The 22,281-nt window shown below is 60.0% G+C and carries 22 protein-coding genes; 13 read left to right on the top strand and 9 right to left on the bottom strand.

Annotation, left to right across the window (positions count from 1 at the left end):
- Window positions 1-138: 138 nt before the first annotated feature.
- Both NW842_RS09610 and cbiB read left to right on the top strand, forming a co-directional pair.
- The gene (locus NW842_RS09610; protein ID WP_414407776.1) at window positions 139-594 is read left to right on the top strand and encodes an Rrf2 family transcriptional regulator; all 456 of its coding nucleotides are present in this window, start codon (window positions 139-141) and stop codon (window positions 592-594) included.
- Window positions 578-1,630 (top strand): adenosylcobinamide-phosphate synthase CbiB, encoded by a 1,053-nt coding sequence (cbiB, locus tag NW842_RS09605; protein WP_414356860.1) that lies wholly within the window; start codon window positions 578-580, stop codon window positions 1,628-1,630. Before NW842_RS09610 ends, cbiB begins: the two co-directional genes overlap by 17 nt.
- Before the next feature lie 238 nt (window positions 1,631-1,868).
- Here the strand turns inward: cbiB and NW842_RS09600 are convergent, their stop codons facing one another.
- The 3 genes from NW842_RS09600 to NW842_RS09590 all read right to left on the bottom strand — a co-directional run bounded on the left by NW842_RS09600 (window position 1,869) and on the right by NW842_RS09590 (window position 4,155).
- A complete protein-coding gene (locus NW842_RS09600) occupies window positions 1,869-2,177 on the bottom strand; it encodes a hypothetical protein (protein ID WP_414356858.1) in 309 nt (102 codons plus the stop codon).
- Window positions 2,174-2,740: a thylakoid membrane photosystem I accumulation factor gene (locus NW842_RS09595; RefSeq protein WP_011432764.1), complete on the bottom strand. Its 567-nt coding sequence runs from the start codon at window positions 2,738-2,740 to the stop codon at window positions 2,174-2,176. Before NW842_RS09595 ends, NW842_RS09600 begins: the two co-directional genes overlap by 4 nt.
- Before the next feature lie 236 nt (window positions 2,741-2,976).
- The gene (locus NW842_RS09590; protein ID WP_414417927.1) at window positions 2,977-4,155 is read right to left on the bottom strand and encodes a TRC40/GET3/ArsA family transport-energizing ATPase; all 1,179 of its coding nucleotides are present in this window, start codon (window positions 4,153-4,155) and stop codon (window positions 2,977-2,979) included.
- Between the two features lie 164 nt (window positions 4,156-4,319).
- Between NW842_RS09590 and psbQ the strand changes: the two genes are divergently transcribed.
- Window positions 4,320-4,718, top strand: coding sequence for a photosystem II protein PsbQ (gene psbQ / locus NW842_RS09585; protein WP_414356854.1), 399 nt, complete (start codon window positions 4,320-4,322; stop codon window positions 4,716-4,718).
- 255 nt (window positions 4,719-4,973) lie between these two features.
- On the opposite strand, the gene NW842_RS09580 is transcribed toward psbQ, so the two are convergent.
- Window positions 4,974-5,195, bottom strand: a complete 222-nt coding sequence (locus NW842_RS09580; protein WP_414356853.1) for a hypothetical protein — start codon at window positions 5,193-5,195, stop codon at window positions 4,974-4,976.
- Complete coding sequence (locus NW842_RS09575) at window positions 5,195-7,048, bottom strand: S8 family serine peptidase (RefSeq protein ID WP_414417926.1); 1,854 nt, start codon at window positions 7,046-7,048, stop codon at window positions 5,195-5,197. Before NW842_RS09575 ends, NW842_RS09580 begins: the two co-directional genes overlap by 1 nt.
- Before the next feature lie 222 nt (window positions 7,049-7,270).
- On the opposite strand from NW842_RS09575, the gene NW842_RS09570 reads away from it, so the two are divergent.
- Both NW842_RS09570 and NW842_RS09565 read left to right on the top strand, forming a co-directional pair.
- A complete protein-coding gene (locus NW842_RS09570; RefSeq protein ID WP_414357625.1) occupies window positions 7,271-7,963 on the top strand; it encodes a MotA/TolQ/ExbB proton channel family protein in 693 nt (230 codons plus the stop codon).
- Window positions 7,964-7,966: 3 nt separating this feature from the next.
- Window positions 7,967-8,392, top strand: coding sequence for an ExbD/TolR family protein (locus tag NW842_RS09565; RefSeq protein WP_414357623.1), 426 nt, complete (start codon window positions 7,967-7,969; stop codon window positions 8,390-8,392).
- Window positions 8,393-8,662: 270 nt separating this feature from the next.
- Here NW842_RS09565 and argF read toward each other — a convergent pair whose 3' ends face one another.
- Window positions 8,663-9,580 (bottom strand): ornithine carbamoyltransferase, encoded by a 918-nt coding sequence (argF, locus tag NW842_RS09560; protein WP_414357622.1) that lies wholly within the window; start codon window positions 9,578-9,580, stop codon window positions 8,663-8,665.
- On the opposite strand from argF, the gene NW842_RS09555 reads away from it, so the two are divergent.
- The gene (locus NW842_RS09555; RefSeq protein WP_414357621.1) at window positions 9,579-9,752 is read left to right on the top strand and encodes a hypothetical protein; all 174 of its coding nucleotides are present in this window, start codon (window positions 9,579-9,581) and stop codon (window positions 9,750-9,752) included. The two genes, argF and NW842_RS09555, sit on opposite strands and share 2 nt — an antisense overlap.
- Here the strand turns inward: NW842_RS09555 and ctpC are convergent.
- Entirely contained in the window at window positions 9,749-11,044 is a 1,296-nt protein-coding gene (gene ctpC / locus NW842_RS09550; RefSeq protein ID WP_414357620.1) for a carboxyl-terminal processing protease CtpC, read from the bottom strand. The two genes, NW842_RS09555 and ctpC, sit on opposite strands and share 4 nt — an antisense overlap.
- 345 nt (window positions 11,045-11,389) lie before the next feature.
- On the opposite strand from ctpC, the gene NW842_RS09545 reads away from it, so the two are divergent.
- The 3 genes from NW842_RS09545 to NW842_RS09535 all read left to right on the top strand — a co-directional run bounded on the left by NW842_RS09545 (window position 11,390) and on the right by NW842_RS09535 (window position 14,449).
- Window positions 11,390-12,757, top strand: a complete 1,368-nt coding sequence (locus NW842_RS09545) for a glutamate-5-semialdehyde dehydrogenase (protein ID WP_414417925.1) — start codon at window positions 11,390-11,392, stop codon at window positions 12,755-12,757.
- Window positions 12,758-13,023: 266 nt separating this feature from the next.
- Complete coding sequence (locus tag NW842_RS09540; protein WP_011432462.1) at window positions 13,024-13,551, top strand: RNA recognition motif domain-containing protein; 528 nt, start codon at window positions 13,024-13,026, stop codon at window positions 13,549-13,551.
- Window positions 13,552-13,654: 103 nt separating this feature from the next.
- A complete protein-coding gene (locus NW842_RS09535) occupies window positions 13,655-14,449 on the top strand; it encodes a DsbA family protein (protein WP_414387829.1) in 795 nt (264 codons plus the stop codon).
- Between the two features lie 305 nt (window positions 14,450-14,754).
- On the opposite strand, the gene NW842_RS09530 is transcribed toward NW842_RS09535, so the two are convergent.
- Both NW842_RS09530 and NW842_RS09525 read right to left on the bottom strand, forming a co-directional pair.
- Window positions 14,755-16,167, bottom strand: coding sequence for an SPOR domain-containing protein (locus NW842_RS09530; protein WP_414417924.1), 1,413 nt, complete (start codon window positions 16,165-16,167; stop codon window positions 14,755-14,757).
- Between the two features lie 115 nt (window positions 16,168-16,282).
- Window positions 16,283-16,711 carry a hypothetical protein gene (locus NW842_RS09525; RefSeq protein ID WP_414331038.1) on the bottom strand — a complete coding sequence of 143 codons (429 nt, stop codon included), beginning with the start codon at window positions 16,709-16,711 and terminating at the stop codon, window positions 16,283-16,285.
- 112 nt (window positions 16,712-16,823) lie between these two features.
- On the opposite strand from NW842_RS09525, the gene recJ reads away from it, so the two are divergent.
- The 4 genes from recJ (at window position 16,824) to NW842_RS09505 (ending at window position 22,195) form a co-directional block, all read left to right on the top strand.
- Window positions 16,824-19,514 (top strand): single-stranded-DNA-specific exonuclease RecJ, encoded by a 2,691-nt coding sequence (gene recJ / locus NW842_RS09520; RefSeq protein WP_414417923.1) that lies wholly within the window; start codon window positions 16,824-16,826, stop codon window positions 19,512-19,514.
- On the top strand, window positions 19,504-20,169 hold the full coding sequence (locus NW842_RS09515; protein WP_414417922.1) for a metallophosphoesterase family protein: 666 nt from the start codon (window positions 19,504-19,506) through the stop codon (window positions 20,167-20,169). The genes recJ and NW842_RS09515 overlap by 11 nt, the downstream gene beginning before the upstream one ends.
- Window positions 20,170-20,227: 58 nt before the next feature.
- Window positions 20,228-20,839, top strand: a complete 612-nt coding sequence (rdgB, locus tag NW842_RS09510; RefSeq protein ID WP_414417921.1) for an RdgB/HAM1 family non-canonical purine NTP pyrophosphatase — start codon at window positions 20,228-20,230, stop codon at window positions 20,837-20,839.
- Between the two features lie 111 nt (window positions 20,840-20,950).
- Complete coding sequence (locus tag NW842_RS09505) at window positions 20,951-22,195, top strand: hypothetical protein (protein WP_414417920.1); 1,245 nt, start codon at window positions 20,951-20,953, stop codon at window positions 22,193-22,195.
- Window positions 22,196-22,281: the final 86 nt, after the last annotated feature.

Below are 22,281 nucleotides of genomic sequence, written 5' to 3'. Positions count from 1 at the left end.
GTCCTTTCGCGGTAGCGGGACGGAGTCCTTTCGCGGTAGCGGGACGGAGTCCTTTCGCGGTAGCGGGACGGAGTCCTTTCGCGGTAGCGGGACGGAGTCCTATGGCAGGATCGAGAAGTGCTGCGGAGAGGGATCCCGGTGCGCTTGACAACGCGGGCCACCTATAGCATCAAAGCTTTGTTGGATCTGGCGATGCTCGGCTCCGGGCAAATGGCTTCGGTGCGGGCCATTGCTCAGCGACAGGGGATCCCAGCTCCCTACCTGGAAAAGTTGCTGATTGAGTTGCGCCAGGCCGGCTTGGTTTGTTCCCAACGGGGGGCCCAGGGAGGCTACCGGTTGGCACGGGCGCCGCGGCGGATCCCGATCAGCGCCATTTTGGCGGCAGTGGGAGAATCCTTGGATCCTCTCATGGACAGTTCTAATCCTTCAGCCGTGCATCCGGCGGAGCGGCTGGACTGGGTGACGGAAGCCCTGTGGCAGCGGATCGCTCGACGGGTGCAGCAGGTGTTGGAGGAAACCACTCTGGAAGATCTGTATTTTGATGCCCGGAGCTGGCAAGCGGCTCAGGATCAGGAGAGTGGATTTGTGGTTTGATCGCGTTAGCGGGACGGAGTCCTTTCGCGTTAGTGGGACGGAGCCCTTTCCCGGCGGCTGGCTGTTTTTTCCGGCCCAACCGACTGCCGGGCTGGTGCTGGCGGCAGCTTTGGTATTGGATTACCTGCTGGCGGATCCCTGGGGTTGGCCTCATCCGGTGCGGGTGATGGGGGCTGTAATTGCCTGGGGACAAGGCTATATCCTCAAGCACTGTTCGACTCCGCAAGCACAACGGTGGGGCGGGGCAGTGCTCACCCTGGCTCTGGTGGGGGGATCCTACGGCATAGGCTGGGGGCTGGTCGCCATTGGCAATGCCATCCATCCCTGGGCAGGGATCCTCATGCAGGTAACCCTCATGGCCAGTTGTCTGGGAGGGCGCAGCCTGCGCTTTGCTGCGTTGGAGGTGTTGGATCCCTTGGAAAAAGGGGATCTGCCGGAGGCCCGTCAACGGCTCAGCCGCTACGTGGGGCGGGATACAGAGCACCTGACGGAGCCGGAGATTTTGCGGGCGGTGATTGAGACGGTGGCCGAAAATACCCCCGACGGAGCGACTGCCCCTCTGTTCTACGCCTTCTTGGGAGGGGCACCCTTGGCCTTGGCCTACAAGGCCAGCAGCACTCTGGATTCGATGGTAGGCTACCGCCATCCCCCCTTCACCCATTTGGGCACGGTGCCGGCCCGCTGTGAGGATGGGCTGACTTGGCTGCCCTGCCGCCTGACGGTGCTCACCCTGGCCCTGCTCAGCCGGGATCCCTGGGGGTTTTGGCAGCGGTGTCGTCAGGATGCGCAGGCGGATCCCAGCCCCAATTCCGGGTGGAGCGAGGCGGCTTTTGCCTGGCGGCTGCAGATCCAACTGGGGGGAACCAATTTCTATCGCGGGATCCCGAAGGTGAAACCCAAATTGGGGATCCCGGCTCGCCCTTTGACCCCGCAAGTGGTGCAGGAAAGTTTGGGGCTGCTGCGACAGGTTGTTTGGATTTGGGGGAGTTTGATGGTGGGAATAACTCTCTTGTTGAGCCTATCACGGCCAACTTAGCTATCGTCTTATAGTCGTTTCAGGTTAGAGTGAGGCGCCTGGGCCATTGAGAGTGAGAGAAGCCTTCTAGCCGCGTATAATCAACATTGGGTTTATGGGTTTAGTGTCCTAGTTTGAATCGAAATGACCAGAGGCAGAAAACGGGAGGTCATGCGGTCAAGACTAAACGGCTTGGAACGTCGCATGCGCATGGACAAGAGCTCCGGGATCCGAGAGCTTTTCTATCCTAAGGGGTAGGCTAGCTCAGCACCCAGCGCTGCAGGGCAATGCCGAGCAGCAGGCCAAGGCCGCCGAAGCGCACCACCTGCCAAAAGGTGGCAGGGACAGGATTAAACACCTCTAGCACATAAGCCTGGAGGCGTTGCTCCAGTTGGCTGGCTTCGGCTTGGATTTCAGCCCATTGTTCAGGGGAAAGCTGGGCCATGCGCTCCAGTTCCCGCAGATCGGCAAGGCGAGCCTGGAGACTCTGGAGTTTTTCCTGCAGAGCCTCGAGAGAATCGGAGGGAAAGGATTCCGTCCCGCTATCGCGATTGGGGTTGGCCGTCACGGCTGGGCCTTTGTAGGGGGGTAGGCTTGGGGAGAACGGGATCCGGCAAATCCGGTTTGGATCTCGTTGAAGGGTTTGGCTTTGATCAGCCCTGGGGGAACGGGATCCAACTTGAAGAGGGCGCGAATAGCGTTTTCCACCTCGGTGATGGGGCGGTTGCCGACGGATTGATAGACGATATTTCCCTCTGGGTCGAAGAGGAGGGTTTGAGGCACTTGTCCGGTGTAGTATTGGCCGCGCTCGTCGCCGGGCAGGAGGGAATCGACGGAATAGGGGATGAAATAGACCCCCAGCCCGTAGCGAACCTGCAGGTTGGCAATGGTGGCGGCGTATTTTTTGCAATCGCTACTGTCATCGATGTAATACACGAGGAGGGCCGGGATCCCTTGCTCTTTCGCCTGCTTCAGGGAGACGCGGGGGGGGATCATGCCGCCGTTGGCCCCGTAGAGGGCAAAGATGTTGCCATCGTAACGGTCGTCGTTGAGCAGGGCGCTGGCGGGAGGGGAAAACCAACCTGTCAAAGCGATGAGGAGAGCCACCAGGAAGATACGAAGCAACAGCATGATCTCATGCTCTTCTGTGGAGGGATCCTTGGCGATCAATCTTTAGAGGTGGGGGATTTTTTCATTGTGCCATCTTGCGCTGTCGCTGCGTCGTTGCCGTTCAACACTGACGCGACCAGGGTCGAGGTGGAGACGGAAGAGCGTGGGCTTGTATGCGCTTGAAAAAAGCCCAGAAGGTCAACTTCACGTTCGGGGACCCAAAAGTAAGCGAAACGGGCCTGTTAGCGGCTACAGGCTCAAGCGGCAAAATGAATGCGCAGGTAGTCTTCTTCCATCTTGGCGCGGGCCGGGGTCATGGCCGCCAAAGTCTGAGGCAGCACCAAGTTGCGGCGGTGGTTGCCGATGCGGATGTTCAGCTCATCCCCGGTTTTGGTCAATTCCACCCGCTCTTTCGGGATCCCGGGCAGGTAAAGATCCAGTCGGTACTGGCCGTTGTCGGTCACCACATTCAGAGTTTGCTCGGCATAGAGCACGTCCGCCGGGTTGCGATCCCCCCAGAGGTCTTTTTTCAGGCGGGCCAGGGCATCCCACCCCACCAACTCCTCGGAGTACAGCGGGATCTCGAAGACCGGCAGGGGGGCAAAGTTTTCGTGGATTTCCTGCCGATATCTTTGCTGGGCAGCCTTCCAGGCGGCAAAGTAGGGATCCACCACTCCATCGGGCAAGATGCGGTTGGCAATCACCAAATCGGTGGCCACCCCGTAAAGGCTGAGGTAGGCGTGGGCCCGCAGCGATTCTTTGATCACCATCTTTTCGGGGTTAGTGACCAGCCGCACGGAGGTGATGCGGTTGTTGGTGAGGATGCGCTCCAGCCGCTCAATCTTCTGATAGAACTCATAAGGAGCATCCAGCACCTGGTCATTCGGCAGCGGGATCCCGGTCAGCCCCTTCACAATCGGCTCGGCAATAGGACGCAGCATTTGCGCCAGCCCCTGCAGGGGTTTGTAGAACCTGCGCATGTACCAGCCAGAAACATCCGGCAGGCTCAAGAGGCGCAGGGCCGTGCCTGTAGGGGCCGAGTCGATGATCAACACATCGAACTTGCCTTCGTCGTAATGGCGATTCACCCGCACTAGGGCAAAGATCTCATCCATCCCTGGCAAAATCGCCAGCTCCTGTGCCTGCACCCCATCTAGCCCTCGCGCCTGCAACACCTGGGTAATGTAGGTTTTGACGGATCCCCAATTCAGCTCCAGTTCGTTGAGGGCGTCCAACTCCGCTCCCCAAAGGTTGGGTTTGACCTCGACCGGCTCGTGGCCCAAGGGCTGATCGAAGCTATCGGCCAGAGAGTGAGCCGGATCTGTGCTCAGCACCAGAGTTTTCAGGCCGATCTCGGCACAACGCCAGCCGGTCGCCGCCGCCATCGAGGTTTTGCCGACTCCACCCTTGCCGGTCATGAGGATGATGCGTTGCATGAGAGTGTCGTTTACATTCTTTTACAGCTCTAGCCTAACCGATTTGTTGGGCTCTTCGAGAGGCGGCCAAGGGGTTGGGGTGCAGCCAGCAGGTAAACTATTCATTTGGTTGCCCAATGATGGCCAAGAAATCAAGCCTGTTGCAGGCATGTGGGAGGTGTGTGATGATCTGTCGCTGGCGGAGTGTGTTGCTGGTTGCCATCCTGACACTGGGGCTATGGCTGGGATCCCTTCCTGTGCAAGCGGCTGCTGTCCTGCCCCGAGAGCTGCAACAACTGGAGCAACAGGTGGAGCGACTGCAAAGCCTGGTGGAGGCGGAGGACTGGTTGGAGATTCGCTCCTACATCCACGGGCCGATGGGACTCACTCGTAAGACCTTGACCGGCCTGGCGGCTACCCTGCCGGATAAGCAAAAGCGGGAAGTGCTGCGCCTGGCCAAGGAGATGGGCCGCAGCTTGGAACAACTGGACTTTGCTGCCAAAGCCTATGACCAACCTGAGGTGGAAGCAGCCCAAGCCAAGGTGAAAAAGACGCTGCAGGAGCTGGAGGCTGCGTTTTCCTAGTGGGGATCCCTTCTCTCTTTGGCGAATAGCGTCGTTTCAGGTTAGGGTGAGACGCCTGGGCTGCTGAAAAAAGCCTTCTGACCCCATGCGTTATTGCTCCGCAACGCTGACGCGACGACGCGACCAGCGTTTTAGGTGGTTTTAGGTGTGGGTGAGTGCCTTAGTTTGAATCGAAATGACATAAAAGCACTCCAGAAAAGCAGGGATCCCCAAACAGGGATCCCCGATTTTATTTGGCCGGAGCCGCAAGCCAAGCTAGGGCTGCCGCCGGAAGCTCCTGACTTCCAAAACCGGCCCTACCTGAGCCACCGTCACCATGTCTTCTTTGATCTGTCCCTGGATGGTGACCTCTAGCCCCTCTTGCAAGAGCTCTTTGGGGGCACGGAAAAGGGCGTAGTGCTCGCCGGAAGGCAGGGTTAGCACCCACACCCCCCCTTCAATATCCAGGAACTGGATGGTACCGCTGTACTCTTGCATCACCGCCTCAGCGCCAGCCCGGTTGCCGTGGACTGAGATTCCGTAGACGCTTGCGCTCCCAAGTAGGCCAGGCCCAGGCAGAGCAAGCCATTGAAGAGCAAGAAGGAGCGACCCAACCAAGCAGAGGATCCAAGCCATAGCACCCCCTCATAGAACAGGGATCCGGACAAGAGCAGATGCGAGGCCATGCCGATGCACAGGCCGATCACCGCCCAGCGCCAGCGCCGATGGCCCAGGAGCAGCAACATCAACAGGCCTGGGATCAACACGCTGGCAAATAGGGGGTTCAAGGCATTGGTCTGGGCAAAGGCGGTGCCCAACTCCGGCAGGGAGCTACCCGCCAATTGGAAGGGCCAACGGGGGCCACCGACAATCGCCAACCCCTGCAAGGGGAAAAGACCGGCACTGCCCAAAAGCATCCCAGCCAGCAAAGGCACCGTCTGCAGCAGCCGCTTGGGAGCCAGCCACCAGCGGATCAGCACCAGGATAATGTAGCCGCCCACCACCATCAGCAGCTTCGGCACCAGAGCAATCGGGCCACCATCGAACCAGAAGCGCGGGTTGAGGTAGCCATTGTTGTTCAGGTACTGCAGGAAGTCCTTCAACCAGAGCACCAAGGGGTTTTCCTCCTGTTGCCCTGTGGCCCTGGCCAGCGCCTTGGCTGCATCCAAACGACCAGCCCCGTAGAAGTTCTGTTTGTCGCCGGGCACTGGGGTAGCCGACATTTTCAGCACTTCCTCCACCTTGTCCGGGTCTTTGATGCCCTGAGCCTGGATCAGAGCTGCCACACCGGCTACGTGGGGAGTGGCCATGCTGGTGCCTTGGAAGTAGGCAAAGACCGGCTCGTTGGGGTTACGACGATTGATGGTTTGCTGCAGGATGCCGTATTCGGGGTGATCGGGAGTTTTGGCTCCGCCGGGGGCAGAGATGTCCACCCCCACCCCATAGTTGGAGTAGGGAGCTTTTTCCCCGTTGGGCCCCGTGGCCGAGACGGCGATCACATGCGGGTAGCGGGCCGGGTAGCTCACCTGGTTGGAGTTTTCGTTGCCGGCGGCTGCGATCACCGTCACCCCTTTGCTATGGGCATAGGCCACTGCCTCTTCCATCAGTTGGGCAGAAGCGCGGCTACCCAGGCTGAGGTTGATGATCGTAGCCCCGTGGTCGGCAGCATAGCGGATCCCTTCCACCACATCCGACAGGGATCCAAAGCCATTGGCATCCAACACCCGTACCGGCATGATCTTGGCCTTGAAGGCAATGCCGGCTACACCCAAGACATTGTTGGTGGATTGGGCGATGGTTCCCGCCACATGGGTGCCGTGGCCGTTGAGGTCTTCCGGCTCCTCATCGTCATCCACAAAGTCGTAGCCCTTAACAAATTGGGTTTGGGCTAGATCCGGCACTCGTGTTACTCCCGTGTCCACCACGGCTACCGTCACCCCTTCCCCTTGGGAGATGTCCCAGGCTTCCGGCATGCGGATGGCCCTGAGGTTCCATTGCTGGGGATAGAGGCGGTCGTTGGGCACGAAAGCCGCCTGGAATTGATAGTTGGGGTGAGCATACTCGATCAAGGCTTCGTCGGTGAGCCGCTTAACCAGCCGCCGCGTGGATCCCAGGTGGTTGGCATCCACGTCAAACAGGTAGATCGCTTCTTGGCGGGCAAAAGCGCTGTCGCTGCTGGGGCGGAGCGTCAAGTGATACTCTTTAGCGATAGCAGCAATCTGACTGGGGGTGGCCGTGTTTACAAAATTGACCACGATGCTGTCGTAGGGGGCGGATCCCTTGCCGCAAGCCGTCAACAGCAAGGCCATCAAGCCGGCGCAGCAAAGACCCAACCAGCGTCTGAATTTCATAATTCACGCCCTCGGGATCCAAAATTGTTGCAACCAGTATGCCCTCTGGATTGACAATTGACGAGATGAGATCCGGCATGGGGGCAAAATTGCCAAAAGGTGCAACCTTCGCCGCGCAAGAAGGGATCCCAGCCCTGCCGAGAAAGTGCTATGACAAGATGAGCGTAAATTGCCGCTTGGAGGGGGGAATCAGGATCGATGGATAGAGTCTTGCAGCTCATGATCCAGGGTTGGTATTACTCCATCCCCCTGTTGACGTTCTCGGTCTTCTCGGTGGCCTGTTGCATTGAGCGGGTGCTGTTTTGGTGGAAGATCACCCATCGGCAGGAGGAGGTGGTGCGGCAGGCCCTGAGTCAGTACCGGCGCAACCCGCGCGCTGCCCAGTATTTGCTGGAGCAAAATGCCGATTTGCCGATTGCCCGCATCTTTTTGGCCGGGCTGGAGCTGAACGAGGCCAGCCCGGAAGATTTTAAGTTGGCCCTGGAAACCGCCTTGGCGGCAGAGGTGCCCCTGCTAAAGCGCTTCAACACGGTCTTCGACACCGTGATTACCGTCGCCCCTTTCCTGGGCTTGCTGGGCACCGTTACCGGCATCATCCAGATCCTCAGCTCCATCCAACTGGGGGATATCGGCGGCACCGATACGCAGGGGGTAGGTCAGGGGATCGCCGAAGCCCTGTACTCGACGGCCTTTGGGCTGATCGTGGCCATTCCCACTCTGCTGATCTCCAATGTCTTCCGCTCTTTGTACCTGCGGCAACTTTCCAAGATCCAGGAGTACGGCGGCGAGCTGGAACTGCTGCATCGGCAACGGCAAGAAATGCAGGCCCAGCAGCTTTCTCAGTACCCCTACACAAAGCCCAGCCCCAGCGGCAGCTCTACCCTTCCCCCTTACTCGTCGCTTGAGCCCTCGTAGCCTATGCGAATCCCGGAAGAAAACTTTAGATCCGGCGAGATCAACATCGTGCCTTTGATCGATGTCATTTTTTCGATCTTGGTGTTTTTCGTGATCGCCAGCTTGGTGCTCACCCGCTCCGAGGCTCTGGATGTGAACCTGCCGGACGCGACCACAGCCGAAGTTCGTCTGCAGCCGGATGTAACGGTGAGCGTGACGGCGGAAGGACAGATTGCCGTCAATCAGGAGAAAATTGCCGATATTTCTGCCCTGATCCCGGCAGTGGAACGCATCCTGGCCGAGAAGCCGGCTGAAGGGCGGCGCTTGGTGGTGATCAACGCCGATTTGGCCCTCTCCCACGGCAAGGTGGTGGAGGTGATGGATACTCTGCAGCGGGTGCCCAATGTCAGCCTGGCAATTGCCGCCCGCCGCCCCAGCAGTAATCGGTAGCCAGCTTAGGATTTGGGCCAGTTTTGTCAAATATAGTCATTTCAGGTTAGGGTGAGACGCCTAGGCTACTGGTCGCGCCAGCGGGACGGAGTCCTTGAAAAACCTTCTGGCCCTCTGCATTATCGCTCCGCAACGCTATTGCTCTGCAACGCCGACGCGACCAACGTTTGGGGTGTGGGTGCAGTGTCCTGGTTTAAATCGAAATGACCATAGACCCAGTTTTCCGGTAAGCTCATTTGCTAACCCGCTCTCTAGCCTGGGGGTGAGGGGTCATCCTGCGCCCAGCACCTGAATCAGGAGTGCCTTTTGCACATGTAGGCGATTTTCCGCCTGATCCCACACGCGGGACTGGGATCCCTCCAATACTTCAGTGGTGATTTCCTCTTCCCGGTGGGCCGGCAGGCAGTGCAGCACAATGGCTTCCGGATCTGCCTGTTGCATCAGCTCGGCATTGACCTGGTAGGGCAGAAAGGTGGCCTTGCGGGCCTCGGCCTCAGCTTCTTGACCCATGCTGGCCCACACGTCGGTATAGACCACCTGGGATCCAGAGACGGCTTCCTGGGGATCCTGCAGCACCAACACCTGGGATCCCTGGGCCAGAGTGCGGGCTTGCTCCACCACTGCCGCATCCGGCTCGTAACCGGGGGGGGTGGCGACGCGGATGTGGATCCCGCTCATGGCACAACCCAACAGCAGGGAGTGGGCAACGTTATTGCCATCGCCGCAATAGGCCAGGGTCAGGCCCGCCAGTTGGCCAAAGTTCTCCTGAATGGTGAGCAGATCGGCCAACACCTGACAGGGGTGAAACTGATCGGTGAGGGCGTTGATCACCGGAATATCGGCATACTCGGCAAAGGTTTCCAGTTCCTTCTGGTGGTAGGTGCGAATGGCGATCACATCCAGGTAGCGGGAGAGGACGCGGGCCGTATCCTGCAGGGGTTCGCCGCGGCTCACCTGCATCACTGTCGGCACCAGATCGAGGGTGCTGCCCCCGCATTGGGCCATGGCTGCCGTAAAACTGGCGCGGGTGCGGGTAGAAGCCTTCTGAAACAACAGCCCCAACACCCGACCCCGCAGCTCCACCCGATAGGGATCCCGCTTTAACTCAGCCGCCTGGGCTAGCAGGGCCGACAGCTCCGCCGGGGTTAGGTCGCTGAGCTTGAGCAGATCCCGTCCGACCAAATTCATGGATCCCGCGATCTTCGACCCCGCCATTGTGCTACGCGCCACCTACAGAAACAATAAAAGCATTTTCAACCCAGGGTTGGTGGACAGTCCTCAAGGGTTTGGCCATTCCCTCAACCACGGCTTCAGGAATGTCCATCTCAAACCCATCAAAACCGCTCCCAACACCGGCTAACGTGAAGAAGAACGAATGGCCTCTTGGGCCTGCTGCCGACGGGCAGAGATCTGAGCCTGCAGAGCCTGGATGGCAGCAGCGTACTGTGGGTCGGCTGGGGTGGCCACCAGCTCTCGGTTCTGGCTGAGCCGCTTCAGATCTTCCTCGGACAATTCCACCAAAATGTCGGGGGTAATGCCCTTGTGGTCGATGTCGTTACCGTTGGGAGTGCGATAACGGGCAATGGTTACCGCCAGCCCAGATCCATCGGACAGGGGATGCACCGACTGCACCAGGCCCTTGCCGAAAGTTTGCGTGCCGACAATCACGGCGCGACGGTTATCCTGCAGAGCCCCCGACAGAATCTCGCTGGCGCTGGCCGAGCCACCATCCACCAAAACGGCCAAAGGTTTATCGGTAAGGGCCGTGTTGTTGGCCGTCAGGCGATCCTGCTCCCCTTGGCGGTTCACCGTCGAGACAATGCTGCCCCGGTTAATCCACATGCGGGCAATCTCGGCGCTGGAGTAGAGCAGGCCCCCTGGGTTGGCGCGCAAATCCAGAACGTAGGCGGCTACCCCTTGTTTTTCCAGCTCGCGAATGGCTTGGCGCATCTTCTCGGCGGCGTTGCCGGAAAACTGGGTAATCCGGATATAGCCAATGGGCAGGCCGTTTTCCTCGTGAACCTCGTAGCGCACGGTGGCCAGCTCAATTCTTTCCCGCACCAAATCGAACACCTTTAGCCCTTCCCCCTCGCGGCGAATGGTCAGCCGCACCCGCGTACCCGGCTCGCCCCGAATGAGGTTGACTGCAGCGTTGGTGTCCATGCCTTCGGTGGACTTGTCGTCGATGCGCACGATCACGTCTTTGGATTTGATCCCAGCCCGGTCGGCAGGAGACCCTTCAATGGGGGAGATCACCACCAGCTCGTTTGTCTCCTGATCCATGCCCAGCGTGATCCCCACCCCGGTCAGCTCACCGGATGTATCGATTTGCATGCTGGCAAACTGATCCGGATCCAGAAATCGGGTGTAGGGATCGTTCAGTTTCTTCAGGGCTTCCCGGATGGCCGCGTAGGCATCTTCTCGGGTGGCATACTCTCGGCTGAGCAGATCCCGCCGCACCGCTTCCCAATCCAGGGAATTAAAAGACGGATCCACATATTCCCGATTGACAATTTGCCAAACCTCGTCCACCACCTCTTTGGGATCCCGGCGAAACCCCGCCCAACCCGGCATAGATAGCTGCACGCCGACCAGCGATACCGCTGTCATCACTGCAGCCGTTGCACTGACCACAAACCCACGCTTTCTCATTGGCTCTCCTGGAAGGCGCTAAAAGTCAAGGTTGACGAGGTGGATCTCCAGAGGTGGATCTCTAATTGTCGATCTCTAATTGTCAGGGAACTGGGTTTCGAGCAAGGGTCTTCCCCTATGCGAACTTCAGCTTAGAAGCATCGAGAGCGATGAAGGGCTCCCCTGCCGCAGCAAGTGGGATCCGGATTTTGGTAGGCTACAGATAACCCCAACCGACTGTGCCCAACCTAGCATAGGGATCCCTGCCGGGGGTGCTTCTAGGATCACAGTTCAACACAACTTTGTTACAACCTATCATCGCAACCCTTTTCTTCCAAATGGGCACTTTGCCCCCTTTCTGACTCTATGTCCCTTGCCACCGATTGCCCCAGCTCGCTTGCCTCTGCCTCAGAGCGCCCGCTGCTGTCCCAAGTGCAGTTGGCCCGCGCTGCTGCCCAACACACGGCCACCTTGCCCACGGCTATTAAGAATGCCGCTCTAGAGGCCATGGCCACTGCCTTGTTGGAGCACCAAGAGTCTATCTTGGCCGCCAACCGGGCGGATTTGGAGCGGGCGGCGGAGATGGTGAAAGCCGGGGAGTTGTCGGCATCTGCCTATGCTCGCCTGAAGCTGGATGCCCACAAACTGGCCGACATGGTGGCCGGAGTGCGGCAGGTGATCCGGCTGGGGGATCCGGTAGGCCGAGCTTTGCTGATCCGGGAACTGGACGAGGGGCTAATTTTGGAACGGCGCACCTACCCTTTGGGGGTCCTGGGGGTGATCTTCGAGTCGCGGCCCGATGCTTTGGTGCAAATTGCTGCCCTGGCGGTGAAAACCGGCAATAGCGTCTTGCTCAAGGGGGGATCCGAAGCTTTGCTCTCCTGTCAAGCCTTGATGGCGGCCATCCAGGCGGGCCTGCAGCAGATCCCAGAGTTTCCCCAGGGATCCCTGCAGTTGCTCACCAGCCGCGCCGAGGTCAAGGCCCTACTGCAACTGGAGGGGCTGGTAGACCTGATCATCCCCCGCGGCTCCAGCAGCTTTGTCCGCTACATCCTGGAGAATACCCGCATCCCGGTATTGGGCCATGCCGATGGCCTGTGTCACCTGTACGTGGATCGGGCAGCGGATGTGGACATGGCGATCAAGCTGACGGTGGACAGCAAAACCCAGTACCCCGCCGCCTGCAATGCCATCGAGACCCTGTTGGTCCACAAGGCCATAGCCCCCCACTTTTTGCCTCTGGCGGTCAAGGCCCTGCGGGAAAAGGGGGTGGAATTGCGGGGGGATCCCCTCTGCCGCGAGCTGGTGCCCGATCTGATCCCGGCCACCGAGGACGACTGGAGCACCGAGTATGCCGACTTGATCCTCGCGATCAAGATGGTTGACTCCCTTGACGAGGCCATTGCCCACATCCAGCAGTACGGATCCCGCCATACCGAAGCGATTGTAACCGAGGATGCCGCTGCTGCCCGGCGATTTTTGGATGAAGTAGATGCAGCGGGGGTCTTTCACAACGCTTCCACCCGCTTTGCCGACGGGTTTCGCTACGGCTTTGGGGCAGAAGTGGGCATCAGCACCCAAAAACTGCCGCCGCGCGGCCCGGTGGGCTTGGAAGGCTTGGTGACTTACCGCTACCAACTGCGAGGGCAAGGACATCTTGTAGCCGACTACACAGGCCCCCAGGCGCGACCTTTTCAACATCGGGATCGCCTGAACAACACCGGCTTAGCTTAGCTGCAAAAGCCGGCTGTACAAACCGGCTGTACAAACCGGCTGTACAAAGCAGTCGTTCACAAAAACCGTTCTCCTCGTCTTCGCGGCTCCAGGTTGAGGTAAATTAAAAAATAGCTTCGTGATTGCCAAGGGTTGCGCTTTGCGGCGCGCTATGGTGTGACAATGGACTACCGGGTTCCGGGTTTGATGTTATGGGCTTGAGCGCCCTAGATGTAGCGCTTTGCATTTTGGCCTTTTGTTATTTCGATTAGGAGCTTCGCTGGATCATGCCTGTGCGTCTGTATGTTGGAAATCTGCCGGAAGAGGTGGATCGTCAGGCACTGGAGAAGCTCTTTCGCTCTGCCGGTGAGGTCATTTCCACCAAGGTGATCCGGGATCGGAAGACAGGCAAATGCCGCGGCTTCGGCTTTGTAACGGTGAACACCGAAGAGCAGGCGCAGCAGTACATCGAAAAGTTCAACGGCCACAGCTTTGGGGATGTCAACTTGCGCATTGAGCTCGCCCAGCCGCGCGACCGAGGGGAAGAAGGCGAATCCAAAACAGCGACCTCTGAGCCTTCATCCAAAGAGTCCAGAGGTTCCAAAGATTCCAGAGCGTCCAGAGATTCTGAGGCCAAGGGCTCTAAAGAGTCGGCAGAAAACCCTGCCCCCAGCAAAAAGCAACGCCAGCGCGGCAATAAGGGTGGGCGCTCCACCGTCGTCGCCGAAAGTGAGGCAGCCTCTGAGCCGGATCCCCGCTGGGCCAGCCAGTTGCAGCGGATCAAGGAGCAGCTTCTGCAGGTCACCAATTCCTAACCCCCCCGAACGAGTGATAGACACTGTTGGGATCTGACGGTAGGCTGGGTGAGTTGCGACGGCTCTAGGCATGTTTGAGAGGGGGGTTGGGATGCATAGGCTGGTGAGGATTTTTCGCGCTTGGGGGCGGAGCTTGGCCCGGGCTGGACTTTTGTTCGGGCTGACGGTTCTGCTGGGAGTGGGAAGTGGAGCTCCGGTTTTCCTACCAGCGGCGGCGGCTGCCCCGGCAGATTTGGAAGAGCAGGTGCTGCAGATCATTCGAAAGAACCCCCAGGTGATTCTGGAGGCCGTACAGGAATACCAGCAGCGACAGTACCAGGAGCAGCAGCAACAACAGCAGCGGCTGGCGGAAGAATTTGGCCGTCAACTGCGGGAGAACCCACGCGCCGTCATCGGAGATTCCCCTCGACTGGGATCCGACGCTCTGCGGTTAGTGTTGGTGGAGTTCTCCGATTTTCAATGCCCCTTCTGCGCCCGCGCCCACAGCACCCTCAAGCAGTTCATGGCCGACCACGGGGATGAGGTGACCTTGGTGTACAAGCACCTGCCCCTGACCAGCATCCACCCAGAAGCGATGTCGGCTGCCCGGGCTGCTTGGGCCGCCCAACGTCAAGGTAAGTTCTGGGAGTTTCACGACGAGCTGTTTGCCAACCAATCCCAGCTTGGGGATGGGTTTTATGTGGCCACTGCTGAGAAGCTGGGCCTGAATATAGAAAAATTCAATCGGGATCGGCGCAGTCGGGCGGCAGAGCGCGCCATTCAGCGAGATATTGACTTGGCCTCTCAACTGGGCATCGGTGGCACTCCCCATTTCATCTTGAACGGCATTGCCTTCTCCGGTGCGCAGCCGCTGGAGGTGTTTGAGCAGACGCTGCAGCAGGCTAAGCAAGCCCTCTAGGAAAAATGCTCCGCACTGCTATTGAAACAGGTGGTGTATTGCAAACAGGTGGTGCAACGGCTGGCCTATCCTTCTTAGCCCAGTTGCCCAAACGCTCCGTCCTTGAGGAGGGCTTTACGGTAGGCTCAGGGCAGTGGCAGGGTAGTCAACCGCTCTATTCGCCCAAGCGGGCTGTAGGCTTTGACAAGCCAGTAGGGTGGGGAGTATGTCAAAAGCAGAAACTCACCCAAGTCGCCATTTGGGCCGAATGGGGATCCCCAACGGCAGGGAAGGAGGAGAGCGTTTATGGCGGAAGTGGCTCTTGGCTACTCCACGGGCAGGATGCGGGCATCGAACCCTGCTTCGGCCAGAGAGCGCCGCGCCTGTTCGGCGTTGGCCCGTTGCCGGTAGGTGCCCACCTGAATCACTGAGCCCCGCAGGAAGGCATCAGGGGCAAACTGTTGCAGCTTGGGTAGGGCCTCTTCCCCAGCCGGCACCACCACCCAAAATCCGCTGCCACCTTCTTCCCCAGGAGGAACAGCCTGGGCAGGCGAGGAGGAGACGGGATCCGCTTGCAAAAGAGGCTGAGAGCGGCGCAGATCGGCGGGGAAGATCCCCGCTTCGTAGCCTTGGCCGGCCAAGTAACGCACCTGCTCGGCGGCAGCAGCAGGGTCGGCAAACCCACCTGTGCGCACCACCCGCAGGTCATCGTAGATCAAGGGCAGGGATCCCTCTAGGAGTTGTTTTAGCGCAGGCCATTTCTCCCCGGTGGGATCGGCCACCAACACCCAATAGCGCTCTCCTTGTGCTGGGTTGGAGATGGGATCCTGGCCCGCATTTTCTCCTACCAGCGACACCGCCACTGCCGGTAACCCCTGAGCGGTTAGCCAGCGGGCTTGATCCTGGGCCAACGACAGGCGGGAGAAGGTTCCCGTTTGCAAAGCAACCTGGCCGCGGTACTGCACCACAGTGGCTCCTGGAAAGAAGCGGCGCACCCGTTCTTCCAAACGGGGATCACCGGTGGGGTTGGGCACGTGGGTGGCAAAGGGACGCTGGGGATCCAAGGGCGGAGCGGTTGGCGTCGGCGGCACAGAGGCTTTTGAGCTGGCAGCAGGGCGGCTGGGTGCTGCTTGGGCAGGAAAAGCAGGGGGCAGAGGGGGATCCGTCTCTTGGCGGCTCACCACCCGCACCGATAACCCCAGCCGTTCCAAGTCGGCCTGACGGCGTTGAGCATGGCTACGGTTGATGAACGTCCCCGCCAGAATGAAAACCTGCCCATCCCCTTGCACAAAATAGGCATCCGGCACCTGGGTGCGCACCTGAGCCAACTCCGCCGCCCCATCCGCCAGTACATGCACTTGGTAACGGGTCAGGGCCAAAGCAGCCGGCAGGACGTTCCCATTAACGGCGTGGAGCACAAGGGCAAAGGCCGCCAGGGATCCGGCAAAGAGGGCCGGTTGCGCTGGCAACAGGAGTGCGGAGCACTTTGGCCAGCCGTAGTCCTTACGGGCGTTGCACATGGGATCCATCTCCTCTGGCGGGATTGGCGGCAACTCAAACCTCTGCATCCGGGATGGAGTCTTTGCCTGGGCCTGCGGGGATCCCCCACAGTGCCAGAGCTCGCAGTTCACCCCCTTGCGGGAAGGACAACTCAAAGCTAGCGTAAGCCGAAGTTTGGGCAAGGCTGTGCCAGGGATGGGCTTGCAGATGCCGCCCACCACCGATAGAATGCTCCGCACTGCCACCGCAAAGATGCAGCCCAGTTGGGTTCACGGGAGAAACACAGATCTAGTGCATCTCCAGTATAGACAGGCTGGCAAGACTCTATCGCTATGGCTTGTCGGGGAGTTTGTTTCAGAGGCGACGGCGGCGGGATGGAGTCCTCGCCACAAGGGTGCGGGATCCCCCCAGGGCAAAGCGGATGATCTCCGTCTTGTACTGCTGCGAGCCCTCTGTGTAGCGGGCAAGCTGAATGGCAGATCCCTGGCCGGAAGGAAGCAAGAACCGTTCGCGACAGTGGTGGGCAGCACTCTCTGGAGTTTCCGCTTCGAGGGCAATGAAAAACCGCAGACGCAGCAGCACTTCCAACTTGGACAAGTGCTCGGTTTGCTCTGGCACCAAGCGGCCTAACGAGATTTGTAGGCGCGGCCTGCGTCGCCGAGATCCGGGGCGGCCCCAAAGCTGCTGGGCCAGTGTCCACAGAGAGGTCTGCTCAGAGGACTTGACCAACAGCTTTAAGCCTGTCAGCGGGTTAAGACCATAGGTAAGCAGCAGAGAATACATCGGCGGCAGGAAAGATTCAGAGGAGCGTTTTGAGCTAACGTCAAAAGGATACCCTATAGGCCAACTGTAGCACTGCCTACCCTCTATCCCCATCCAAGCCCCGCCCTTCCCTATGGCCGGGATCCCTGCTCAACGCTGGCTGTTTCATCCTGTGGACAAGTTGGCTGCCCAGAGCTTGGCCGAGGCAGTGGGGATCTCGCCTGTGTTGGCCCAGATCTTGCTCAATCGCGGCCTCTCCAGCCCTGCTGCCGTGCGGCAGTACCTGCAGCCGGATCCCGCCCACCTGCCTCCACCCAGCCAGGATTTTGCCGATTTGCCCCTGGCGGTGGACTTGCTGGACGAGGCGATTCGCCGACAAGAGCCCATCGCCATTTGCGGCGACTACGATGCCGACGGCATGACCAGCACGGCCCTGCTGTTGAGGGCTTTGCGGGGCACTCCTTCCGGTTGCGGAGCACCCGTGCATTACCGCATCCCCAGCCGCATGACGGAGGGCTATGGCCTCAACAGCCGCATGGTGCAAGAGCTGCACCGAGAGGGGGTGCGCCTCATTCTCACCGTGGACAACGGCATCTCCGCCCACGAGCCCATCCAACTGGCCAAAGCTCTGGGCTTGACGGTAATCGTGACGGATCACCACGACTTGCCGCCCCAGTTGCCCCCTGCCGATGCCATCCTCAATCCCAAGCAGCTCCCCGTTTCTTCTCCCTATCGGGGGATGGCCGGGGTGGGAGTTGCCTACCTCCTGGCCCAGGCGCTGGCCGAGCGCCGTGGTGATGGCCATCTGCAGCGGGTGGCCCTGGAACTGTTTACTGTGGGCACCATTGCCGATCTGGCGCCGCTGACGGGGGTTAACCGCCTTTGGGTGCGGCAGGGGCTGAACCTTTTGCCCACCTCCCAGGTGGCAGGGATCCGCGCCCTTCTGCAGGTGATGGGCATGCAGGGATCCCTGGAGGGGCTGCGGCCTGAGTGGATTGGGTTTGGCCTGGGGCCCCGCATCAACGCCGTTGGGCGAATTGGCCGGGCGAGAATGGGGATCCAGTTGCTGATTACCGACGATCCCCAGCAGGCAGAGAAACTGGCCCGCCGCTGCGAACGGCTCAACCAGGTGCGGCAGCAGATGTGCGAGCGCATCGAGGCAGAAGCCCTAGAGCAAATTGCCCAGCAAGGCCGAGATCTGCAACAGGAGCGGGTGTTAACAATTTTGGGATCCCCTCAGCAGAAATGGCATAAAGGGGTGATCGGCATTGTGGCCTCGCGGTTGGCAGAGCGTTTTGGCTGTCCGGTGTTCATCGGCAGCCAGTCGCGGCAAGGGGAGATCAGTGGCTCGGCGCGGCAGGGGATCCCCGAGTTTGACGTGTTTCAAGCGTTGGAGTTTTGCAAGGATCTCTTCCACAAGCACGGCGGCCACCCGGCTGCCGGGGGATTTAGCCTGAAAGCGGAAAACTGGCCTCTTCTTGAAAAACGATTGCGGCAGTTTGCCCAACAGCAATTGCAGCCGGAGCAGATCCAGCCACTGGTGCAAATCGATGCAGAAGTGTCGCTGTCAGATCTCACCCTTGACCTCTATCGAGAGCTGCAGCATCTGCAGCCCTGTGGTATCGGCAACCCTGAGCCGGTCTTCTACAGCCGCAACCTGCAGGTTCTGCAACAGCAGCGATTTGGCCCAGTTCCCGGCCACCTGAAGCTGCTGCTCCGGGATCCTGCTCTCCCTACGCAACGCTCCCATGGGTTACGTGCTACTCGGACGGAGTCCTCTTGTCCGGGCAGGAGCGACTCAGCTGTCAAAACCTCCAGTTACGACACTGATGGGTTATCGCTGGGCAACGCTTTGGGCAACACTTTGGCGAACGGGTCAGCAGTGGGGAGCACAAACCCGAGGCCACAGCGCCCCCTCTGGGCTATCCGTTGGCGGGGAGCGGAAACCCATCCGCTGCCGGAGCGAGTTGATGTAGCCTACACGCTCAAGGCCAAAACATGGCAGGGAGAAACCCAACTGGAGCTGGAAATTGTCGGGATTCGACCTGCCCAAGAGGCTGCCACTGCCGGCAACCCCCCTCTCGAGAAAACAGCGCCCCGCACCCCTGATGGGAGCAAGTCTCCCATCTCCCCCGCCTCTCTGGATGCCACTCCTCCCATGCCCAACTCCAAGCCCTCGACTGGCTCCCAGAGGGGGACAGAGCCCTCACCTCTGTTGATCTGGCGCCCCACCCCCCAGCCCACCCAGCCTTTGCGTTGGCAAGCTGTAGACCGATTTTCTGTCCTCTGGCCTCAGGCGCAGGGAACCATCCTGTTCTACGGCTTCCGCCGCCCCTCGCTGGTCTTGTCTTCAAGGCCTACGGCCCGCTATCGCGAACGGCGGTACCTGACTCTCCACTACGACCGTCCCCAAGCCGGCCACCGCTATGATCAACTCTGGTTGTGGAGCTGGCCCCCTTCTCTGGATCACCTCAAGTGGCTGCTCTGTTGCACCCCCAGCAGCGAGCTGTTGATTGCCGTCCATCAGCAAGCGGTGCCCCTGCCCTCCGCTGCCAGCTTGCAACGCCAGCTCCGCCAATACCTGCAAACCCGCAGCCAGGTGGATCTGCTGCGCTTGGCCCAGCAGTGGTGGCTGTCTCCGGCAGTGTTGGTGGCAGGATTACGCTCCCTGGGGTACGCCTGCCCGGATTTTGGCCCCACGGGATCCCTCGACGAAGAACTGGAAGCCCAGCAGGCTTGGTACAGCAGCTCCTGGCAGCAGGTTGCCGCCCTGCTTCAGGGATCCCACCTGGATTCTTCTGCTGCAGAGGCCCATGGGGATTAAACTGCTGCTCGGCTCTGACTACCACGGCAGCCCTCGGCTGATCCGGCAGGCCCTTGCCCATCTGCCGGAGGTGGATGCTTACATCAACTGCGGGGATTTCTGTTCCAAGGCCGGCAAACCTTCCCGCAAGGCCACCCAGGGCTTTCATCCGGCAGCCCAAGCAGAGGTGGTTCATCTGCAATCCTTTTTGGCGGCAGTGGAGAGCCTGGGCAAACCCTGGCTCTTTTTACCTGGCAACCACGATCCAACAGCTTCGGTTTTGAATTCGCTGGTTGGCTGTTGGGGGCGGGCCATCACCCAGTCCTGCTGCTTTGAGTGGCTGGGGTTACAGGTTTTGGCTGTGCCCTGGACTCCCCCCTGTGGTTGGAGCTGGTCTCTCACCTCCGCCCATTTGCAGGAGCTGCTCACCCTCTACAGTCAGCCCCCCCGACCCATTGACCTGCTGCTGACCCACGCTCCGCCGCGGGGCCTTTTGGATGAGGGGGGGAAGTGGTATCACCGCTGTACGCCCACTTTGCGCCCCCTTTTGGAACAGCTGCAGCCCCGCTACTACATCTGCGGACACATGCACTGGGATGGGGGCAAGGTAGAGCGATGGGGATCCACCCTGGTGATTAACACAGCCCTGCACAACATGGTTCTCGAGATCCATTAGGCAGGAAGCCCTTGGACAGCCTTCCGCCTCCTCAGATTTCCACTCGTAGGAACCTTCCATGACCCGTCCTTTGATCTTGGCCAGCAGTAGCCCCGGCAAATGGCGCGAGTTCAATGCCTTTTTCCAGGCCCATGCCCCTGCTTGGGAGCTGCGCCGCATGCCCTCAGAAATTGAGGTGGAAGAAACCGGCACCACCTTTGCCGAAAATGCCCTTCTCAAAGCCAGAGCCGTGGCCAAGTCTCTGGGGGAGTGGGCCATTGCCGACGATTCCGGCCTAGCGGTAGAAGCCCTTGGCGGCGTCCCTGGGATCCACTCGGCTCGCTATGCCCCCAGCGACGCTGCCCGCATCGAGCGGTTGCTCAGGGAAATGGAAGGGATCCCAAATCGCCGGGCCACCTTTCACTGCGCCATCGCCCTGGTGGATCCCCAAGGTGTAGTGCATGCCCTGGTGGAAGGGGTATGCTCGGGAGAGGTCTTGACCCAGCCGCGGGGAGAGGGGGGGTTTGGCTATGACCCCCTGTTTTGGGTGCCCGAAGTGGGGCTAACCTTTGCCGAGATGAGCCCAGCTCAAAAAGAGGCCATCGGCCACCGAGGCCGAGCCTTGCGCGCCTTGAAAGCGCAGTTGCCTCTCCTGGAGAAGCGTATGGGCTGGCTTGGATCCCAGCAATAGCCCCCGATGTCCTGGCTGGGGAGCTGCTAGCATACAATAGTCCCTTCCCTTCGGGGGAGTGAAATTGAAAGCCGTCTTGCCTTGGCAGCTGAGGGGAGCGCTCGAAGAACTATGGGTTTTTCTGAGTTTGAGGATCAAGATCCCATTGCAGCAGCGGAACGGACTGCTGCCCCCGATCCCAGCCGCCATTCCCCGGATTCTGCCGGTGAGGAAGCCGCGGTCTCCTCGGTTGCAAACTCTGGTGAAGGAAGGGAGCGGCAAAGTCGTCGTTCCCCACCCCCTTTGCCGGAAGAGGGCTCAACCTTTGCAGGCGCAGAGGATTGGCTGGACGTTCGCGGTAGCGGGACGGAGTCCTTGGAGAATGGGCGGGATAGCTACAGGGAGTCCGCGCAAGGGGCCACTTCTCGCCCTTCCAACCGCTCCCCCCAGACTGGCCGAGACGAGGGGTCTCGTGTTGACAGCGAAAAGGGGGGGCAGAAAGCCGCTGCAGGAGGAGCCGGTGAGCGCCCTGGGCAAGCGCTAGTTCCCCGCCGTTCTGTCTCCGGCAGCCGAGGTTACGACGGATCCGCCCGTTCCTCTGCCTTTCGCGGTAGCGGGACGGAGTCCTTTGCTGGCCGCTCGCGTAAGCGGGACGGAGTCCTTGGGGAATCCGGCTACCGCAGTGACTACAGCCGTTCCGCGGCTTACGGCTACACCTCCAGCTATGTTGGCGGTGGGGGATATGGCGGTGGTGGGCGAGGCGGCAGCTCCAGCGGGGGGGTCTCCTCCTCCGATCTGACGATCCTGCTGGTGGTGGCCCTGCTGGCCTTCTTCGGGGGATTCGCTATCCGCAACATCTTCGCCGAGTCGGGCGGCTTTGACGATGAGCGCCCCATCCGCGCTGCCAATGTGCCCGCAGCCTTTCGCGATTTTTGCTTTGCCTATAACGGCACTGCCTCCTTTACTGTGGTGCAACTGACCAGCGTTTCTGCTCTGACCATGGCCTCAGTGCCCGTTTACAAGATGGATACTTGCACCATCCCCGTCAGCCAAACGGCCAATGCCCTCCAAGCTTTGGGCATCCGCGGTCGGGCCAACACCTTGGGCCCCCAGCTGGGGGGATCCAACCTCACCCTGATCCAGCTCCCCTTGGCCAGCAGCTTGGCGCGCGCCGTGTACAGCCAGTTTCCTGGCTTGGCTACTCAGGGCAACGAGGCGCAGGTTTTGTCCCAACTGGAAGCCACCATCAACAACGCCCTGCGCTCCAACATCGAAGGGTTAGCCCTGCAAAGCCTGGAGCCCACCAACATCCCCGACGTCTACGTGATGGTGCCGGGGCACTCCTTTAATTTGCAGCCCCAACTCAACCTGCGCTAACCCTCCTGCAGAGCATGCCTCTAACCCCCAAAACCCTGAACTTTGCTGAATTTACTGAGCTTTAGGCGGTTTGGCAAAAGTCATTG

The sequence above is a fragment of the Synechococcus sp. R55.4 genome, assembly GCF_047461935.1.
Lineage (GTDB): Bacteria > Cyanobacteriota > Cyanobacteriia > Thermostichales > Thermostichaceae > Thermostichus.
Note: the sequence above shows the minus strand (reverse complement) of the source record. Positions and strands in the feature narration are given on the sequence as shown.

Coding starts and splice junctions, on each gene's coding strand:
- NW842_RS09595 (WP_011432764.1), bottom strand. CDS start 2,740: ATGCTGTTGCTTCGTATCTTCCTGGTGGCTCTCCTCATCGCTTTGACA.
- NW842_RS09590 (WP_414417927.1), bottom strand. CDS start 4,155: ATGCAACGCATCATCCTCATGACCGGCAAGGGTGGAGTCGGCAAAACC.
- psbQ (WP_414356854.1), top strand. CDS start 4,320: ATGATCTGTCGCTGGCGGAGTGTGTTGCTGGTTGCCATCCTGACACTG.
- NW842_RS09580 (WP_414356853.1), bottom strand. CDS start 5,195: ATGCAAGAGTACAGCGGTACCATCCAGTTCCTGGATATTGAAGGGGGG.
- NW842_RS09575 (WP_414417926.1), bottom strand. CDS start 7,048: ATGAAATTCAGACGCTGGTTGGGTCTTTGCTGCGCCGGCTTGATGGCC.
- NW842_RS09565 (WP_414357623.1), top strand. CDS start 7,967: ATGCGAATCCCGGAAGAAAACTTTAGATCCGGCGAGATCAACATCGTG.
- NW842_RS09555 (WP_414357621.1), top strand. CDS start 9,579: ATGGATCCCGCGATCTTCGACCCCGCCATTGTGCTACGCGCCACCTAC.
- argF (WP_414357622.1), bottom strand. CDS start 9,580: ATGAATTTGGTCGGACGGGATCTGCTCAAGCTCAGCGACCTAACCCCG.
- ctpC (WP_414357620.1), bottom strand. CDS start 11,044: ATGAGAAAGCGTGGGTTTGTGGTCAGTGCAACGGCTGCAGTGATGACA.
- NW842_RS09545 (WP_414417925.1), top strand. CDS start 11,390: ATGTCCCTTGCCACCGATTGCCCCAGCTCGCTTGCCTCTGCCTCAGAG.
- NW842_RS09540 (WP_011432462.1), top strand. CDS start 13,024: ATGCCTGTGCGTCTGTATGTTGGAAATCTGCCGGAAGAGGTGGATCGT.
- NW842_RS09525 (WP_414331038.1), bottom strand. CDS start 16,711: ATGTATTCTCTGCTGCTTACCTATGGTCTTAACCCGCTGACAGGCTTA.
- recJ (WP_414417923.1), top strand. CDS start 16,824: ATGGCCGGGATCCCTGCTCAACGCTGGCTGTTTCATCCTGTGGACAAG.
- NW842_RS09515 (WP_414417922.1), top strand. CDS start 19,504: ATGGGGATTAAACTGCTGCTCGGCTCTGACTACCACGGCAGCCCTCGG.
- rdgB (WP_414417921.1), top strand. CDS start 20,228: ATGACCCGTCCTTTGATCTTGGCCAGCAGTAGCCCCGGCAAATGGCGC.
- NW842_RS09505 (WP_414417920.1), top strand. CDS start 20,951: ATGGGTTTTTCTGAGTTTGAGGATCAAGATCCCATTGCAGCAGCGGAA.